The organism is Streptomyces sp. ME02-8801-2C (assembly GCF_033793965.1).
In the GTDB taxonomy this organism is placed as follows: Bacteria; Actinomycetota; Actinomycetes; order Streptomycetales; family Streptomycetaceae; genus Streptomyces.
The window spans coordinates 673083-690594 of sequence record NZ_JARAXP010000004.1; the positions used below are offsets into that span (position 1 = coordinate 673083).

Below are 17512 nucleotides of genomic sequence, written 5' to 3' on the forward strand. Positions count from 1 at the left end.
CTGAACTTCATTCTCAGTGGGAACCCCTGACACGGATCCCTACGTACTATTACCGGCCACCCAGCAACACTCGACCGACAATCGATCACCACTCGACCGGCAGTCCAGCCACCACAGGGGAGTTTCATGCGTCATTTCGGGCACATCGCCCCTGAGGTACGACAGCGCCTGTTCCACCAGGAGCCGTGCGAGTTCTCCGCCGACTCCCCGGCCCGGGTGCTCGCCACGGCCCTGGGGGCCACCCTGTACAGCCCGGCCACCCGCCCGCACCTCGCCGACGCCGTCGTCAAACAGGTCGCCCGCGGTGTCGTCTCGATGGTGTTGTGCCTGGAGGACTCGATCGACGACTCGGAGGTCGAGGACGCCGAGGAGAACCTGGTGCGGGAGTTCCGGGTGCTCGCCGAGCGCCCCGACGCCGCGACCGGGCTGCCGCTGCTGTTCATCCGGGTCCGTACACCCGAACAGATCCCCGACCTCGTACAGCGCCTCGGGTCCACCGTCCGGCTGCTCTCCGGGTTCGTGATGCCCAAGTTCACCGAGGAACGCGGGATGCCGTTCCTGGAGGCCCTCGCCGACGCCGAGGCCGCGAGCGGTCACCGGCTGTTCGGCATGCCGGTGCTCGAGTCCCCCGAGCTGATGTACCGGGAAACGCGCGTAGAGACCCTCGAGGGCATCTCCCGCGCCGTCGACAAATACCGCGACCGCGTCCTCGCCCTGCGCCTCGGCGTCACCGACTTCTGCTCCTCCTACGGCCTGCGCCGAGCCCCCGACATGACCGCGTACGACGTCCACGTCGTCGCCTCCGTCATCGCCGACGTCGTCAACATGCTGGGGCGGGCCGACGGCACCGGGTTCACCGTCACCGGGCCCGTCTGGGAGTACTTCCGGGTCCAGGAGCGCATGTTCAAGCCACAGCTGCGCCGCAGTCCCTTCCTGGAGGGGCAGGCCGAGGAACTGCGTGAGAAGCTCATTGAGCACGCCATGGACGGGCTGCTCCGCGAGATCAGCCTCGACCACGCCAACGGTCTGCTCGGCAAGACCTGCATCCACCCCTCGCACGTGCTGCCCGTGCACACACTGTCCGTGGTCAGCCACGAGGAGTTCAGCGACGCCCAGGACATCCTGCGGCCCGAGCGCTGCGGAGGCGGTGTCCTGAGGTCGGCGTACACGAACAAGATGAACGAGGTGAAACCGCATCGCGCCTGGGCCGAGCGGACCCTGATGCGCGCCGAGGTGTTCGGTGTCGCCAACGAGGACATCGGCTTCGTGGAGCTGCTCACCGCCGGTATCCCCGACTGACCCGCTCGGCATCCGCTCACCACACATGCTCATTACACATAGGGACTCATGAACAACGCTGTGCACAACGGGGTCTGGTCCGGCACCTGGGTCGCCGAGCGACTCGGGGTCGAGCTGGTCGGCGACGACGAGCTGCGAGAGCTGCTCGGACTCGCCCTGCGGCGCAACCCCAAGCGGGCGCACCTGCTGGTGTCGAACGTGCTCGGCAAGCACGTCCCGCAGTCGCCCGCCGTCGTCTACGGGCACGGCTTCGCCCTCGGCAGGCGGGTACGGGAGCTGCTGGGCGCCGACGAGTCCCGGCGCGCCGTCGTCCTCGGGTACGCCGAGACGGCCACCGGCCTCGGCCACTGTGTCGCCGACGGCGTGGGCCTCGCGCCCTACCTGCATTCCACCCGGCGCCCGGTCGAGGGCGTGGCCAGGGCGGGCGGCTTCGAGGAGTCCCACTCGCACGCCACCTCCCACCTCCTCCTCCCGGAGAACCCCGCCCTGCTGGCGGGCCCCGGCCCGCTGGTCCTCGTCGACGACGAGTTCTCCACCGGCAACACGGTTCTCAACACCGTCCGAGCCCTGCACGAGCGCTACCCGCGCGAGCGGTACGTCATAGTCGCCCTCGTCGACATGCGAGCACCGGCGGACGTGGCCCGCCTGACGGATTTCGCCCAGGAGATCGGCGCACAGATCGACCTGGTGACAACGGCAAAGGGCACGGTAACCCTGCCCGAGGGGGTTCTGGAGAAGGGGCAGGCACTAGTCGCCGGGCACGAGCAACCCACCTCAGGGGCGCGGGGAACTGCGCGAACGACCCCCACCGGCCCGCAGCCGCCGAACAACCAGCCCACCCGAGTCGACCTGCGCTGGCCCGCACGGCTGCCGGACGGCGCCCGCCACGGCTTCACCCCCGGCCACCGAATACGCCTGGAGACCGCACTCCCGACGATGGCCGCAAAACTCACCGAAGCCCTCCCCGAGGACGCGCACCGCGTCCTGGTGCTCGGCTTCGAAGAGCTGATGTACGCCCCCCTCCGCCTCGCCTGCGAGCTGGAGCGGCAAACGCGGCAAACCCGGCAAACAGAGGGCGTCGAGATCCGCTACTCGACGACCACCCGCTCACCCGTCCTCGCCGTGGACGACCCGGGGTACGCGATCCGCAGCCGCCTCGTCTTCCCGGCCCACGACGATCCGGCCGACGGGCCCGGCGAGCGCTACGCCTACAACGTGGCGGGCGCCGGCTTCGACGCCGTCGTCGCGGTCGTGGACTCGGCCGCCGACACACCCGAACTGCACGCCCCCGACGGCCTGCTGGCCACGCTCGCCGAACACACGCCGCACGTGCTGCTCGCCGTCGTCCCCTCGTACGTACCCGCACCTCCGCACGTACCCGAAAGGCCCCGCATGCTGCCCGAGCCCCTCCGCGGTCCCGCGTTCTCCTCGTACCCACCGGACGAGGTCGGCTGGCTGCTGCAGGACCTCTCGGACGTCACCCTGGAGGCGCCCACCGAGGAGCGCGAGGAGGCGATCCAGGCGGGCGGTGCCCACTACGCCGAGTCGCTGCCGGTCGAGTACCAGCCCAGCGACCAGTACCAGGAGCTGTTCCGAGCCGCCCTCGACACCTCCGCCGCCCGTATCGCCCAAGCCGTGGGCGCGGTCACGGAGTTGGTGCTCGCCGAGCGGTCGCCGCGTCCCGTGCTCGTGTCGCTGGCGCGGGCCGGAACGCCCGTCGGGGTGCTGATGCGCCGCTGGGCCCAGCACCGGCACGGGCTCGAACTGCCCCACTACGCCGTGTCGATCGTCCGGGGCCGGGGCATCGACGCCAACGCGCTGCGCTGGCTGGCCGCCCACCACGACCCCGCCGACGTCGTGTTCGTCGACGGCTGGACGGGCAAGGGCGCCATCACCCGCGAACTCGCCGACGCCATCGCGGAGTTCGAGGCGTCCGACGGCATCACCGGCTTCGACCCGGAGATCGCCGTACTGGCCGACCCGGGCTCCTGCGTTCGTACGTACGGCACCCGCGAGGACTTCCTCATCCCCTCCGCCTGCCTCAACTCCACGGTGTCCGGCCTGATTTCACGGACCGTCCTGCGCGCGGACCTGGTCGGCCCGAACGACTTCCACGGCGCCAAGTTCTACCGCGAACTCGCCGGTGCCGACGTCTCGTTGGACTTCCTCGACGCCGTCGCCACCCGCTTCCCCGAGGTCACGGACGCCGTCGACAGCACGGTGAAGGAACTGCTGTCCGGCGACCGCGCCCCGACCTGGGAGGGCTGGGCGGCTGTCGAGCGGATCAGCGAGGAGTACGAGATCCACGACGTCAACCTCGTCAAGCCCGGCGTCGGCGAGACCACCCGGGTGCTGCTGCGCCGCGTCCCCTGGAAGATCCTGGCCCGCGCCGGAGCGGGCGCCGACCTCGACCATGTACGCCTGCTCGCCGAGCAGCGGGGCGTACCCGTCGAGGAGGTGGCCGAACTGCCCTACACCTGCGTGGGGTTGATCCACCCCAAGTACACCCGTGGCGCGACCGGCGCCGACGGCAAGGCGGTGTCGGTATGAGTCCCGTCCTGGTCGCCAGCGATCTCGACCGCACCCTCATCTACTCCGCCGCCGCCCTCGCGCTGACCATGCCGGACGCCCGCGCGCCCCGGCTGCTCTGTGTCGAGGTGCACGAGACCCGGCCGCTGTCGTACATGACGGAGACGGCCGCCCACCTGCTCACCGAGCTCGGCGACGCGGCGGTCTTCGTACCGACGACCACCCGGACCCGTAAGCAGTACCTGCGCATCAACCTGCCGGGTCCGGCACCGAAGTACGCGATCTGCGCGAACGGCGGGCACATCCTTGTCGACGGTGTCGCCGACCAGGACTGGCACGCGCGGGTGCAGGCGCGGCTCGCGGACGAGTGCGCGTCCCTGGACGAGGTCCGGGAGCACCTCGCCGCCACCGCCGACCCGCTCTGGGTGCGCAAGCACCGCATCGCCGAGGACTTCTTCGCCTACCTCGTCGTCGAGCGGGAGCTGCTCCCCGAGGAGTGGGTGAAGGAACTGGCCGTCTGGGCGGAGGTCCGCGGCTGGACCGTCTCCCTCCAGGGCCGCAAGATCTACGCCGTCCCGAAGCCGCTCACCAAGAGTGCGGCGATGCGCGAGGTCGCGCGGCGTTCCGGGGCGACGCTCACGCTTGCCGCGGGTGACTCGCTGCTCGACGCCGATCTGCTCCTTGCCGCGGACCGGGGCTGGCGGCCGGGGCACGGTGAGCTGGCGGAGACCGAGTGGAAGGCCGAGACCGTCACCGCGCTTCCCGAGCGGGGGGTCGCGGCGGGGGAGAGGATCCTTCGGGAGTTCCTTCGGGAAGTGCGGTAGGGATCTTTTAGGGGTGCCGTGAGGGGTTGTCGGGTCGCTGCGGCGCCGTCGTGGCTTGTCGCGCAGTTCCCCGCGCCCCTATGGGGCGCCCCTGTGCACGGCGTTTTGTTCGTACGGCGATGAACGTGGCCAGGGCCACTGCCGCCCCCGCGAGCACCACCTTCGAGTACGCGGAGACGACGGTCGTGACCTCTGTCCAGTTGTCGCCCAGCAGGTAGCCCGCGCACACGAAGGCCGTGTTCCACAGGGCGCTGCCGAGGGTGGTGAGGCCTAGGAACACCGGCAGCGGCATGCGTTCGACGCCGGCCGGTACAGAGATCAGGCTGCGGAAGACGGGGATCATCCGGCCGAAGAACACCGCCTTCGTGCCGTGCCGCAGGAACCACGCCTCGGTCTTCTCGATGTCCGCCACCTTGACCAGCGGCAGCCGGGCGGCGATCGCGACGGTGCGGTCCCGGCCGAGCAGCGCGCCGACCCCGTACAGGGCGAGCGCGCCGACGACCGAGCCGGCCGTGGTCCACAGGAGCGCGGCGAGCAGGCTCATCTGCCCGGTGCTCGCCGCGAAACCGGCCAGCGGCAGGATCACCTCGCTCGGCAGCGGCGGAAAGAGGTTCTCCAGGGCGATGGCGAGGCCCGCGCCGGGGGCGCCGAGCGTGTCCATGAGGTCGGTGACCCACTGGGGTGCGGCCGTCGTGGCTGTCATTCGGCCAGGCTAGGAAACCCAACCTGAAGGGACCCTGAACGCCCTCAGCCGCAGCAGCCCCCGCCGCAGCAACCGCCGCCGCCTCCGCCACCACTCGCGCGCGGTGCCGAAGCCGGTGCGGACGCCGAACCGCCGACGGCGACCGTCGACAGCAGCTTCACGGTGTCGTCATGACCTGCGGGGCAGTCCGCGGGGGCGGCCGACTCGGCCATCGGGCGGCTCAGTTCGAACGTGTCGCCGCAGGTGCGGCAGCGGTACTCGTAGCGAGGCATGCGCACAGGTTAGTCCCCAATTGCTCGTCCTGTGGAGCCCGCAGGTTTTGGCCGTGCCCCTTTCCGCCCATTCCCCGTGTGGAGAACGTGCGAAGATCGCTGGTATTTTGTGTTTGCCGCGATGACTCGTGAAGTCGGGGAATTCAGGGCTGCGCGGAGTGCGGAGGGGTGTGTCGTGATACGGGAACCGGATGAATCGGACGCCACTCTTCATTTGCGTATATCCGACCTGGACATTGACGTTGCCGGGCCGGGAAACAGGCGTGAAGCCCGATTAGCTCGTAAAGCTCACCGGGTAATTCTCTCGGGGCTCCTCGCCCGCCTCGCGTCCCACGCGCCGAAGTACCCGCGGCCCGGCCGCACCGGCTGGCGGCGCTGGATACCCTCCTGGCGCCAGTGGCTGGGGGGCGTACTGGGCTCCCTGGGGATGAGCGCCCTGCTGCTCGGCATCGCCTACGCGGCCACCGACATTCCCGACGACCTCAACACGTACGCCACCCAGCAGGACAACGTGTACTTCTGGGCCGACGGCACGCCCATGGCCCGTACCGGCTGGGTACAGCGGCAGGCGATGCCGCTCAACGAGGTTCCCGAAGGGGTCCGCTGGGCGGTACTCGCCGCCGAGAACGCGAGTTTCTACAGCGATTCCGGCATTTCCGTCAAGGGTATCAGTCGCGCCCTTTTCCGTACCCTTGGCCAGGGGGACACCCAGGGCGGATCGACCATCACCCAGCAGTACGTCAAAAACGTCTATCTCAACCAGAACCAGACGATCGGCCGCAAGTTCACCGAGGCCATGATCGCCCTCAAGCTCGACAACCGGATGAGCAAGGACGACATCCTCGAGGGCTACCTCAACACCAGCTGGTTCGGTCGCGGCTGCTACGGCATCCAGCGCGCCGCCCAGGCCTACTACGGCAAGGACGTCAGCCGGCTCGACGCGAGCGAGGGCGCGTTCCTCGCCTCCCTCCTCAAGGGAGCCGGCCTGTACGACCCGACCCTGAGCCGCGCCAACCGTGCCCGTGCCGTCGAGCGCTGGTCCTGGACCCTGGACCGGATGGTCGAGATCGGCAGGCTGACGAAGGCCGAGCGGGACAAGTTCACGAAGTTCCCGGAACCGCTGAAGAGCAACCCGCTGTACGACACCGGTGAGCAGACCGACTACCTGGTGGAAGTGGCCTCGCAGTACGCCAGGAAGACCGCGAAGATCTCCGACAAGGACTTCGACCTCGGCGGCTACCAGGTGTACACGACGTTCGACCGCGCACGGGAGCGCAAGCTCGCCGACGCCGTCACCAAGGCCCGCAAGAAGGCGCTGAAGGACGATCCGAGCGCGGCGAGGACCGCCCACTACGGCGCCGCGTCGGTGGCCGCCGACGGCCGGATCCTCGCCGTGTACGGCGGCCCCGACCACCGTACGCAGGGCTACAACGAGTCCAACTCCACCACCGTGCCCGCCGGTTCGGCGTTCCTGCCGTTCGTGTACGCCGCCGGCCTCGACCACGGCGTGCGCAAGAGCCGGGACGTGGAGGCGACACGTGTCACCGGGCAGACCCTGTACGACGGCGACGACGACGTGCCGGTGATGACCCCCGAGGGGCCCTACTGGGACCGCAGCGGCAAGAAGGTGTACGCCAGCAACGACGGCGACCGGTCCTACGGGCAGATCTCCCTGCGCCGGGCGCTGGAGCTGTCGGTGAACACGCCGTTCATGCAGCTCGGCATGGACACCGGCCTCGACAACGTCCGCGCGACCGCCGAGGCCGCCGGTCTGCTGCCCGCCAGCATTGGGGCGCAGGTGCCCGCGCTGTCGATGGGCACCTCCACGCCCAGCGCGATCCGCATGGCCGGCGGCTACACGACGTTCATCGCGGGCGGCAAACGCACCGAGCCGTACTCGGTGCGCAGGATCACCCGCAACGGCATCGGTGTCGGCCTCCACATCCCCACCCCGACCCGCGCGATCGGCTCCGTGGCGGCCGAGGAGGTCACCTCCGCGCTCGCCGACACCTTCCGCGCCGCCCACCCCGCCGCCGCGGCGTCCGCCGTCGGAAGGGTGGCCGGGAAGGCGGGGACCAATCCGGACGACACCGCTTCCTGGTACGTCGGCACACACGACTTCGTGTCCACGGCTGTCGTCGTCTACCGCATCGACCTGGCCAAGAGCCTCGAACCGCTGCCGTTGAAGGGTCTCGCCGGGACCGACGACAGCGTCCCGTACGGCATCTGGTCAGGCGCCATGGGCCCGCTCGGCTGACCACCGGACCGGTGCCCCCACCCCCCTCGAAATGAGCAGGACATGAGACAACCGTCGGGCCGCCGTCGCAGGGCCCCGGCAACGCGCCCTCCCGCCAACCCCCGGCCGCGCATCGCGGCGTACCTCGTCGTCGCGTCCCTGGCCCTCGCGTCGCTGACCGCCGGATATCTGACGCTGGGCCGCCCCGACCGCACCGCACCGACGGCCTCCGTGGGGCCCGGGGACACCCTGAACGCCCCCGGGCAGGCGAGCGGCGAACCGAAGTGGGACGGCAGGACCAGGGTCCTGGGGGACGGTTCCACCTCGTACACCGGCCCGCAGCAGGGCCGGTTGAAGGCGGTGCCGCTCAAGCCCGGTGAGAAACCGCCCCAGTTCGTCGTCTTCTCCTGGGACGGCGCACTCGCGGGCGACGACGAACTCTTCACCCACTACCGGGAGATGTCCGCGAAGTACGACGCCCACATGACGTTCTTCCTCACCGGCATCTACCTGCTGCCCAAGAACAAGGCGAACCTCTACAAGCCCCCGCAGCACGCGGCCGGTTCGGCGGCGATCAGCTACGCCACCGACGACCACATCCGCACCACCCTCGACGAGCTCGGCAAGGCGTGGCAGGAGGGCAACGAGATCGGCACCCACTTCAACGGCCACTTCTGCGGCAAGAAGGGCGGCGGCGACTGGAGCGTCGCGGAGTGGAAGAGCGAGATCGACCAGTTCTTCTCCTTCGTGCAGAAGTGGAAGACCAACACCGGCTACACCGACCTCGCCCCGCTGCCGTTCGACATCAGGAAAGAGGTCACCGGCGGGCGCGCCCCCTGCCTGGAGGGTCAGGCGAACCTGCTGAAGGCCGCCAAGAGCTACGGCTGGCGCTACGACGCGAGTTCCGCGGGCGACTTCCAGATCTGGCCGGAGAAGAAGAACGGCATCTGGGACTTCCCGCTCCAGATGGTCCCTTACGAGGGCGGTAAGTACCAGGGCCTCTCCATGGACTTCAACTTCCTCTACAACCAGTCCAAAGGTGAGACCGACGGTCCCGCTGCCGACCACGCGCGCTGGCAGCGGGAGACCGTCGACGCGTACAAGGCGGGCTTCGACCGGGTGTACTACGGCAGCCGCGCACCGCTGTTCATCGGCAACCACTTCGAGGAGTGGAACGGCGGCATCTACATGAAGGCCGTCGACGAGGTCATGGCGGCCGTGTGCGTGCAGGAGGACGTCAAGTGCGTCTCCTTCAAGGAACTCGCCGACTGGCTCGACGTCCAGACCCCGGCGACGCTGGAGCGCCTGCGCGGCCTGGACCCGGCGCAGTCACCGGACTGGTCGACGGTCGTGAAGTGACCGGAGACGTCTGACGGTTCGTCAACTTCCTTACAGGCAAAGGGGATCCCCGTTCACGGGAGCTCCACATGGCATGCGAAAATTCCACAACCCGGCATCCCCCATCGCCGGGGCAAGAGGGGATACATACGTGAAGTCAAGCAACAAGGGCCGTACACGCAGCCGCGCCGCCATAGTCGTCGCGGCCGCCGCGTCGGTCGCCGCGGGAGCGGCGCTGCTGCCGGCCGCGAGCGCCGCCGCGGCGACCGCCCGCTCCACGACCCCGGTCGTGGACCAGCAGACCAGGGCCACCTTCCAGCGCCTGGCCGACGCGGTCTTCACCGACCGTACGGACGCGCTGGTCGACGGCGGCCAGAGCGCCCGGAAGAAGCCACTGACCAAGAGCTTCTCCGGCGACGTCAAGCTGTCCGCCGCGCTGGCCCGCAGCGAGAACTCCGCCCTGTCCTCGCTCGACCGGCGCAAGGCCTCTCTCGCCGCGCTCGGCGAGAGATACAGCAAGGCCGACACCACCGTCACCCTGAACAGCACCCGCGTCCAGGGCGCCAAGGCCGAGGCCGAGGTCACCGAGACCACGACCCTGACGTACAAGAAGGTCCGTGGCGACGAGCCGGGGAGCACCGGCTTCCAGGCCCACCACAAGCTGACGTTCACCGCCGACGCGCGCGGCGACTGGCAGCTGACCGGCATCCGGAACACCGACCCGGCCGCCGCCGGCATCGCGGTGAACCAGCCGGCCCAGCCGTCCACCGGCGCACGCGTCGCCCGCGTGGCCTCCGGCCCCATGCCCAAGGCCCCCCGCGCCGCCACCACCCGCACGGCACCGGCCAAGGCCAAGAAACTCACCGGCACCACCTTCAACTACAAGGCCATGGCCACGTACGCGGAGAAGTACTGGAAGAACTACAACACCGCCTACCCGAACTTCAACGGGCACGGAGCGGGCGGCGACTGCACCAACTTCGTCAGCCAGTCCCTGAAGGCAGGCGGCTGGAAGCACGTCCCCGGCTACGTCTACGACTACACCCGGTGGTTCGGCAACGCCGAGATCCAGTCGGACTCGTTCGTCGGCGTCAACGAGTGGTCCTGGTTCGCCCAGAACTCGAAGCGGACCACCAGCCTCGCGTACGTCTACCAGATGGACGTCGGCGACGTGCTCCAGATGGACTTCAACCGGGACGGGTCCAAGGACCACACGATGATCGTCACGTACCGCAGCCCCCAGGGCGTGCCGTACCTGACTTACCACTCCGCCAACACCTACCGCAGGTCGCTGGCGAGCATCATCGCGTCGGAGCCCAACTCGTACTACTACGCCTACCGCACCTGACAGCCCCGGTCCCGCCGCTACGGCCCCTCACCGGGCCGGGGCGGCGGGCCTCCGCCGCTCAGTGGACAGTGGGGCCCCCGCGTTCCTCACGGATGCGGGTCACGACACCGGCCACCGCCTGCCGCACGGCCTCCGTCTCCGTCAGGAAGTGCCAGTAGTCGGGGTGGCGGCCCTCCAGCCCGGCGATCGCGCGCTCCAGTCGCGCCACCGACTCGTCCAGCGGACGCGCGTGCCGAGGTTCAGGGGTGTTGCGCCCCGACATGGCCAGCCGCTGGGCGTCCCGGATCGCGAAGCGCGTACGGTCGATCTCGCTCTGCGGGTCCTTCTGTACGGCGTTCAGCCGCCGCAGCCGGTCCCCGGCCGCCGACACCGCCTCGTCGGTGGTGTTCAGCAGCGCCCGAACCGTCGACAGCAGTGCCGTCGCGTCCGGCCAGCGCTGCGCGTCCCGCGCCGCCTGCGCCTCCCGGAGCCTGGCCTCGGCCTGCCGTACATGGTCCGCGGCCTGCTCCGGTACGTGCTGGAGGTCCTGCCAGCAATCCGCCGAGAACCGTCTGCGCAGCTCGCTCAGCACCGGCTCCACCTGCCCCGACCTGGTCGTCAGCGCCTCGGCACGGGTACGCAGCGACACCAGCCGGTGGTCGATCTCAGCGGCCCGCTCCGGCAGCCGCTCCGCCTCGGCCCGTACCCCCTCCGCCTCGCGCGCGACCCGGTCGGCCCGCTCCAGCGTCTCCGGCACACCGTGCTGCCCGGCGCCCTGGTTGAGCCGGGTCAGCTCGGGCCCGAGGGCGGCGAGCCGGGCGGCGAGATCGTCCGCCCGCAGCCCCGATCCCCGTACCCCGTCCAGGGCGTTGGAGGCGGCCAACAGCGACTGGCGGGCGCGCTCCACCGAGGGCGCGAGCCGGGCCAGCTGCGTCTCCGCCTTGCCGAGCAGCGGCCCGAGCCCGTCCGCGAAGCGGTCCAGGTCCTGCTTGACCCGCCCCAGCTCCTCCTTGGCCCGGGTCAGCTCCGAGCGGGCATGGCCGGCGGCCGACGCCTCGAGGTCGTCCCGGTCGAGATCGTGGGCGTCGACGGCGTTGATGTACTGCCCGCTGGCCTCGTCGATCCGACGCCCGAGCCCCTCGAAGTCGGCGACCGCACGCCGCGCGGCGGGGGTGTCGTCGACCGCCTTGATGGTCTCTATCGAGATCCGCAGATCCCGCTGGGCGGTGTCCAGTTCGTAGAAGGCGGCGGCAGCGGCGTCCTTCGCGGCCTGCGCCTCGGCACGCTGGCTCTCGGCCCGCCCACCGAACCACCGCCGGGTACCACCACTGGCGAAGGCGGCGGGCAGGGCGAGAAGCAGCGGCAACGGCAGCAGTACGAGCGTCAGCGCGTCCCGGGCCGCGACGAGTGCGCCGCCGGTGCGCGGGACCCGGGGAGGGCGGTGCCGGCGGTGCTGTGACCGATCCGGCGAGGGGTGGGGTGATGGGTGAGGTGAGGGGGGAGGCGATGGGTGAGGCGACTGGTGCGCGCGCGGCGCAATCGGCGTGTACGGCTCAGAAGTAGTCGCCGTCACATCCCTCTCCCGTGCTGTGATTCCGCCCTGCCCGGTTCATTCTCCCACCGGTGGAGGACGAACACACGGCCCGGTCGGTTCGCGCTGCGCGTACCCGGTCGCGAATCGAACCGCGTACCTGGCGTCACGGGACCACCGCGCGGCTCACTCCCCGGCGAACCGCACCCGTATGCTCCCGTCCTGCGTCTTCGCGGACACCACATGCGCACTGCGCTCGGCGCGTGGCACCGACACCTTCACGGACCCGTCGTCGGAGTCCGCCGTCACCCGGTACGTATCGCGGGGCAGCTCGATTGTGAGAGACCCGTCGTCGCTGCTCGACTCGACGAGGTCCGGCGCGGCGGCGAGTTCGAGCCGTACCGAGCCGTCCTCCGAGTGGGCCCGCATCTGCCGGGAGCGCACACCGAGGGCGCGGATCGAACCGTCGTCGGTGTAGAGCTTCAGCGGGCCTGTGGAGTCCTGCACGGTGACGGAGCCGTCCTCGGAGCGGATGTCGAGGGCCTGGTCGAAGCCGCGCGCGGTGACCTTCCCGTCCCCGTTCCGCACGATCACGGAGACGCCTCGCGGTACCTCGATCCGGTGCTTGGCGGAGCAGTCGGCGACCACGCCCGAACACCTCACCCGCAGCTTGAGCCGATCGTCCTTCATAGCCCAGGTGACCTTGGGATCCTTGCCCAGGGTGACGGAGCCCTGGAACCAGCGGGTGACCTCTATCCGGCCGGCGTTGTCCGAGTCCGTGGCGACGATGTCGAGCCCCGACTCGTTCGAGTCGACGGTCAGTGTGCGCCCGCGCAGGTCGAAGGAGCGGTGCTCCGGGTCCTTGTCGTCCCCGGCGGAGGCACACGCCGACGCGGCGGCGACGAGCGCGACCACGACACCGGTGACGGCGACGACACGGATGCGGGCGCGGGCGTGAGCATGGAGAGCGCGGGTGCGGGTGCGCGGAAACGCTGAACGGGCCATGGTCTACTCCCCCTGAGGTGAACGCGGGACCGGTGATCGGCGATCGGTGGAGCCGGCCCTGCGACACTTTTCGACCGTACGGAGCGGACGCCCGCCCGGGCATCCGGGACGCTCCCGGAAGAGGGGTAGGGGAAACCCCCGGATCCGGGCCCGGGGATGTCAGGGGCGGATACGAGTTTGCGAGGCAGTGCCCCGGGCAATGTAGGCTGACGACTCGTCCTGGGCGCGTAGCTCAGTGGTAGAGCGCCGCCCTTACAAGGCGGATGTCGGCGGTTCGAAACCGTCCGCGCCCACCAGGGCTGGTTAGCAGGTCAGAGGCCTCTTGGGAGAAATCCCGGGAGGCCTCTCCTGTGATCAAAGTCCACTAAGAGTCCACATCCCCCGGCGATCATGGGTTCAGCGTCACTGCTTCGGGGACTGGATCACGGAACTGTGGCATCTGCAGTGCACATTGACGATGGCCGGCGCGTCTCCCCATGCGCGCCAGACATGCGGCCCACGCATCGGTGACGAACGGCACGGTCGTGTCGGCGGCCTTGGCCACGGTCAGGGCGAACGCACCGGTAATCGGGTCATCCGGCCAGGTCGGAAGGCTGGGGGCACGGACCGCTTGGCCGGTTTGGACTGAGCTTGAACTTTCACACAAACTCCCCCAGTACTCGCCGGTAAGCCAATCTGAAGGCTTTGCTTCCGTTATACGGTTCCGGAGATCTCGCGAGGCACGCCCGTCCAGGGAGCCCACCCTTCCCCCGGTGACTCCCAGCGCACGCGCCTGCCCACATCCCAAACCCCCACGGAGTTTCGCCATGTCCAAGCACAAGTTCGTCGCCGAGCACCGAGGCCTCCTGGCCGCCGGAGCCGCTGTCGCCGCCATAGGTATCGCGGCGGGTGTGGTGGCTACAGCGGGCGCCGCTACGCCGCAGGACACCCCTAAGGCTCCCGTGCGCAAGGTCGTCGTCGCGACGACGTTCTCGCCGGTGAGCGATGTGGCCGGGGCCAAGGCGGTGACCTACAACCAGGATCTGGTGCCGGCGGGCGCGAGGGTCCAGGTGAAGGAGGAACTGCGCCGCGAAGGCGGGACGCGTATCGAGCTGCGCCTGCGGGGTTTGGTCCCGAACCGCGTCTACGGCGCCCACGTCCATACCAAGCCGTGCGGGGCGCTGCCCGCTGATGCCGGGCCGCACTACCAGGACCGGCTGGACCCCACGCAGCCCTCGGTCGACCCGGTGTACGCCAACCCGCTCAACGAGGTGTGGCTGGACCTGGCCACGAACAAGGACGGGTCGGACCGCTCCATCGCCGTCGTCGGTTGGCAGTTCCGTGAGGGCGCGGCACGTTCCGTGGTCCTGCACGAGATGGGCACTGCCATGCACCCGGGCCACGCCGGAACGGCCGGTGCGCGCCTCGCCTGCGTCAACGTGCCGTTCGAGTAAGGACATCCCGGCCCGGGGGGAAATCCTCCCGGGCCGCCGTTCCTCAACCGGACCCGGAACCGGAACCGCAACCTGGCCCTGGATCTGTTCCTTCACGGTTCGTGCCTGCGGAACTGCGGCTTCCACATGGTCAACACAGACTTGTCATGGTGTGATCACGGGATGGTCGGTTTTCTCATCCGTCGTCTGCCCTTCTGGATCCGCGAGCCCCTGCTCATCCTGATCGGGTCCGTCTTCGGCGTGCGCATCATCCATCTCGCCGTCGTCGAGCAAAATCTGGGTGCGGCCGGTATCGGCGCGGTGTTCCTTCTGGTCGCCGCGGTCAGCGTCTACAGGGTCGTCAGGGCCCTGCGCGCACGCCGCAACCCGAGTCCGGTGGTCCCGGAGTCCGGGACGGCGGTCGGCGCCGCCGCCCAGGTCCAGGCGCCGGCCCCGGCTGCGGTCCAGGCCTCGGCTCCGGTCAAGGTCCAGGCCCCGGTCCAGGCCAGTCCGCCTCCCGCGCCGCGTGCTCCCGAGAAGGAGCCCAACCAATGGGGCCAGGCCTTCGCGGCCGTGGCCGTGTTCGGGGCGCTCGCCGCCGTAGTGTGGCTGTCCCCCCAGGTCCTGCCGTCCGACACCGCCAACAACTCCACCGAGCCCGCCTCGTGTTCGGACGGAGAGGGAGAGCACGAGAAGCTGCCGAAGGTCTACAAGGAGACGCCCAAGCCCGCGACCGGCGAAGAGCTCTGCGAGGCGCTCAACCGGCCCGACCTGGCAACGCTCCTCGGTACCCCCGAGGAGACCGCGATCTCTGCTTCCGGCAGCAACAACACCGCTCCTCTGACCGATGAGAAGGTCGCCGCGCCGGAGGGCCAGGTCGCGTTCGAGACGTACACCGTGCAGCTCCTGGCCACGTACAACCGCATGACCATCGACCAGTACGTGATGCTGATGAAGTACGGGAGTGAGCAGGACGTCGAGCACCTCAAGGTTCTCGGCCGGCCCGCGGTCCTCTCCTCGGATTACACGATGAAGATCGAGTTCAACCTCGGGGGCGCCAATTCCCCCAGACCTGTCACGAACGGCCCCCTGGCCAGGACGCTGACCGTGGCTCTCGACCCCGCCGACCGGGGCGGCTACTACGACCTCACCGTGTGGAGCGACACCGGAGCCCTCCCGGACGACAGCGCTCTCCGCGCCATCGCCGAGAAGGTTCTCCCGACGCTCCCCGAACGGGCTGTTCGATAAGACGCCGCAGAATCGGACGGATGGCCCCTCGGCGGTTTCGCCGGGGGGTCGCTTCGTGCGGCCGTCTCGTACGGCGGTTTCGTACGGCCGTCTCATGCGGCCAGGTGTGGTGTGTGCGACCTTCGGCTCGGTCCCACTTGTGCGCCGGATATCGTGAGCGGCAGTTTGCCGGTGGGATCAGAGAGGTTTGCGGTGTCGGACGCGTCGGACGAGGGACGGCTCATCGCCGGGCGGTACCGCCTTACCGAGCAGATCGGTCGGGGCGGCATGGGCACGGTCTGGCTGGCCGCCGACGAGATGCTCAACCGCCGGGTCGCCCTCAAGCGACTGCACGAGGACTCCCGGTACGCCGACGACGAACTGGCCCTCATGTACGAGCGCACCCGCCGTGAGGCGCAGAGCGCGGCCCGGATCGCCCACCCGAACGTGGTCGTCGTACACGACGTGGTCGAGGACGACGGGCTGCCGTGCATCGTCATGGAGTACGTGCCGTCCACCACCCTCGGCGCCCTGCTCAAGAGCGGCGGAACCGTTTCGCCCGAGGAAGCCGCCCGGGTCGGCCGGGGTATGGTCGGCGCGCTGCGGGCCGCTCACGAGGCCGGCGTACTGCACCGTGACGTCAAGCCGGGCAACGTACTGCTCGCCGAGAACGGCCGGGTCGTCCTCACCGACTTCGGGATCGCCACGGCGACCGGCACCAGCACCCTCACCCGGACCGGTGAGATCGTCGGCTCCATCGACTACATGGCACCGGAGCGTGTCCAGGGCGACACCCCCGGGCCCGCCTCCGACCTCTGGGCGCTCGGCGCGACCCTCTACCAGGCGGTGGAGGGACAGCCCCCGTTCCGCAGGCTCACGCCGGTCGAGACGGCGTACTCCATCGTCACCGCCCCCCTGGAGTCGATGAAGCAGGCCGGCCCGCTCGAACCCTTGATCGCGGCCCTGCTGGCCAAGGACCCGGCCGAGCGGCCCTCGGCGGAGGAGACGGAACTGGCCCTGCGGTCGGTGACCGAGGACACGGAGCCGCGCGCGTGGACGGCGTCCGTTCCGCTGTCGACGCCGGGACGGGCCCCGGACCCGGACCGTACCGGTGGCACGCGGAGACGGACCGGCGCCGGAAAGCTGCCCCCCGTACCCGAACCGCCTCGCCGTGGGCGGGGGCGCCGTACCGTCCTGTGGAGCGCGGTCGCGGTGATCCTGGTCGCCGGGGGCACTGCGGGCGGCCTCTACTACCTGAACGGGTCCGGCGACGACACACGGAGCGCGGGTTCGGCGACGAGCCCCGCCCCGACGACCTACGCGCCCTCTCCCGTCCCCGACGGCTACCACCTGGTCACGGAGGAGGCGCTTGGCATCGCCTTCCCGGTGCCGGATGGCTGGACGAGGAACAGGAGCGCGTCCGACGGAGTCGTGTACATCGACGAGACGCGGTTGGCCAGCCTCAGCATCGGCATGGTGGATCCCGCTGGCGATCCCTTGGAGCACTTCAAGGACATCGAGGCGAACACGAAGATCAACTATCCCGGGGACAAGTACCGCAAGATCTACATGCAGCGCACGACGTACCGGGGTCAGAAGGCCGCCATCTGGGAGTTCACCATCCAGGGCCGGGCGCGTGTCTTCCACGGCATCGAACTCGGCTTCGGGAAGGAGGGCGGCCGGGAGTACGACATCTACGTCTCGGCACCCGAGGAGAAGTGGGACACCTACCGTCCGGTCTTCGACCGGGTACGGGAAGGTTTCCGCATCACGTCCGAGTCCTGAGGTCTGTCCGCGCAGACCTCAGGC

At 69.8% G+C, this 17512-nt stretch carries 13 protein-coding genes and 1 tRNA gene; 10 read left to right on the forward strand and 4 right to left on the reverse strand.

Translation table 11 applies throughout. The annotated features are described in order from the left end of the window. Positions 1-126 precede the first annotated feature (126 nt). Genes PV396_RS16220 through PV396_RS16230 form a run of 3 tightly spaced genes read left to right on the forward strand, consistent with a single transcriptional unit; the run spans position 127 to position 4652 of the window. Positions 127-1299 (forward strand): HpcH/HpaI aldolase/citrate lyase family protein, encoded by a 1173-nt coding sequence (locus tag PV396_RS16220; RefSeq protein ID WP_319205157.1) that lies wholly within the window; start codon positions 127-129, stop codon positions 1297-1299. A 48-nt stretch (positions 1300-1347) separates the two neighbouring features. Continuing rightward, a complete protein-coding gene (locus PV396_RS16225; protein ID WP_319205159.1) occupies positions 1348-3849 on the forward strand; it encodes a phosphoribosyltransferase in 2502 nt (833 codons plus the stop codon). Then, entirely contained in the window at positions 3846-4652 is an 807-nt protein-coding gene (locus PV396_RS16230; protein ID WP_319205161.1) for an HAD family hydrolase, read from the forward strand. The genes PV396_RS16225 and PV396_RS16230 overlap by 4 nt, the downstream gene beginning before the upstream one ends. Before the next feature lie 7 nt (positions 4653-4659). Here PV396_RS16230 and PV396_RS16235 read toward each other — a convergent pair whose 3' ends face one another. Both PV396_RS16235 and PV396_RS16240 read right to left on the reverse strand, forming a co-directional pair. Then, entirely contained in the window at positions 4660-5355 is a 696-nt protein-coding gene (locus PV396_RS16235; RefSeq protein WP_319205163.1) for a DedA family protein, read from the reverse strand. 44 nt (positions 5356-5399) lie between these two features. Further along, the gene (locus PV396_RS16240) at positions 5400-5627 is read right to left on the reverse strand and encodes a zinc ribbon domain-containing protein (RefSeq protein ID WP_319205165.1); all 228 of its coding nucleotides are present in this window, start codon (positions 5625-5627) and stop codon (positions 5400-5402) included. Positions 5628-6054: 427 nt separating this feature from the next. Between PV396_RS16240 and PV396_RS16245 the strand changes: the two genes are divergently transcribed. The 3 genes from PV396_RS16245 (at position 6055) to PV396_RS16255 (ending at position 10549) form a co-directional block, all read left to right on the forward strand. Further along, positions 6055-7884: a transglycosylase domain-containing protein gene (locus PV396_RS16245; protein WP_319205167.1), complete on the forward strand. Its 1830-nt coding sequence runs from the start codon at positions 6055-6057 to the stop codon at positions 7882-7884. A gap of 42 nt (positions 7885-7926) precedes the next feature. Further along, positions 7927-9222, forward strand: a complete 1296-nt coding sequence (locus PV396_RS16250; protein WP_319205169.1) for a hypothetical protein — start codon at positions 7927-7929, stop codon at positions 9220-9222. A 130-nt stretch (positions 9223-9352) separates the two neighbouring features. Then, the gene (locus PV396_RS16255; RefSeq protein ID WP_319205171.1) at positions 9353-10549 is read left to right on the forward strand and encodes an amidase domain-containing protein; all 1197 of its coding nucleotides are present in this window, start codon (positions 9353-9355) and stop codon (positions 10547-10549) included. A gap of 58 nt (positions 10550-10607) precedes the next feature. On the opposite strand, the gene PV396_RS16260 is transcribed toward PV396_RS16255, so the two are convergent. Together PV396_RS16260 and PV396_RS16265 are read right to left on the reverse strand one after the other, a co-directional pair. Next, a complete protein-coding gene (locus PV396_RS16260; RefSeq protein ID WP_319205173.1) occupies positions 10608-12101 on the reverse strand; it encodes a hypothetical protein in 1494 nt (497 codons plus the stop codon). A gap of 144 nt (positions 12102-12245) precedes the next feature. Then, positions 12246-13064, reverse strand: coding sequence for a DUF4097 family beta strand repeat-containing protein (locus tag PV396_RS16265; protein WP_319205175.1), 819 nt, complete (start codon positions 13062-13064; stop codon positions 12246-12248). 221 nt (positions 13065-13285) lie between these two features. Here PV396_RS16265 and PV396_RS16270 point away from each other — a divergent pair. The 4 genes from PV396_RS16270 (at position 13286) to PV396_RS16285 (ending at position 17488) form a co-directional block, all read left to right on the forward strand. Next, positions 13286-13360, forward strand: a tRNA-Val gene (locus tag PV396_RS16270). Positions 13361-13870: 510 nt separating this feature from the next. Continuing rightward, positions 13871-14497: a superoxide dismutase family protein gene (locus PV396_RS16275; RefSeq protein WP_319205177.1), complete on the forward strand. Its 627-nt coding sequence runs from the start codon at positions 13871-13873 to the stop codon at positions 14495-14497. Positions 14498-14659: 162 nt separating this feature from the next. Further along, the gene (locus PV396_RS16280; RefSeq protein ID WP_319205179.1) at positions 14660-15724 is read left to right on the forward strand and encodes a DUF6215 domain-containing protein; all 1065 of its coding nucleotides are present in this window, start codon (positions 14660-14662) and stop codon (positions 15722-15724) included. Between the two features lie 192 nt (positions 15725-15916). Then, complete coding sequence (locus tag PV396_RS16285) at positions 15917-17488, forward strand: serine/threonine-protein kinase (RefSeq protein ID WP_319205181.1); 1572 nt, start codon at positions 15917-15919, stop codon at positions 17486-17488. Positions 17489-17512: the final 24 nt, after the last annotated feature.

Bases quoted from the DNA above. Each gene is read 5' to 3' on its own strand.
- PV396_RS16220 (WP_319205157.1), top strand. From the start codon at position 127: ATGCGTCATTTCGGGCACATCGCCCCTGAGGTACGACAGCGCCTGTTC.
- PV396_RS16225 (WP_319205159.1), top strand. From the start codon at position 1,348: ATGAACAACGCTGTGCACAACGGGGTCTGGTCCGGCACCTGGGTCGCC.
- PV396_RS16230 (WP_319205161.1), top strand. From the start codon at position 3,846: ATGAGTCCCGTCCTGGTCGCCAGCGATCTCGACCGCACCCTCATCTAC.
- PV396_RS16235 (WP_319205163.1), bottom strand. From the start codon at position 5,355: ATGACAGCCACGACGGCCGCACCCCAGTGGGTCACCGACCTCATGGAC.
- PV396_RS16240 (WP_319205165.1), bottom strand. From the start codon at position 5,627: ATGCCTCGCTACGAGTACCGCTGCCGCACCTGCGGCGACACGTTCGAA.
- PV396_RS16245 (WP_319205167.1), top strand. From the start codon at position 6,055: ATGAGCGCCCTGCTGCTCGGCATCGCCTACGCGGCCACCGACATTCCC.
- PV396_RS16250 (WP_319205169.1), top strand. From the start codon at position 7,927: ATGAGACAACCGTCGGGCCGCCGTCGCAGGGCCCCGGCAACGCGCCCT.
- PV396_RS16265 (WP_319205175.1), bottom strand. From the start codon at position 13,064: ATGGCCCGTTCAGCGTTTCCGCGCACCCGCACCCGCGCTCTCCATGCT.
- PV396_RS16275 (WP_319205177.1), top strand. From the start codon at position 13,871: ATGTCCAAGCACAAGTTCGTCGCCGAGCACCGAGGCCTCCTGGCCGCC.
- PV396_RS16280 (WP_319205179.1), top strand. From the start codon at position 14,660: ATGGTCGGTTTTCTCATCCGTCGTCTGCCCTTCTGGATCCGCGAGCCC.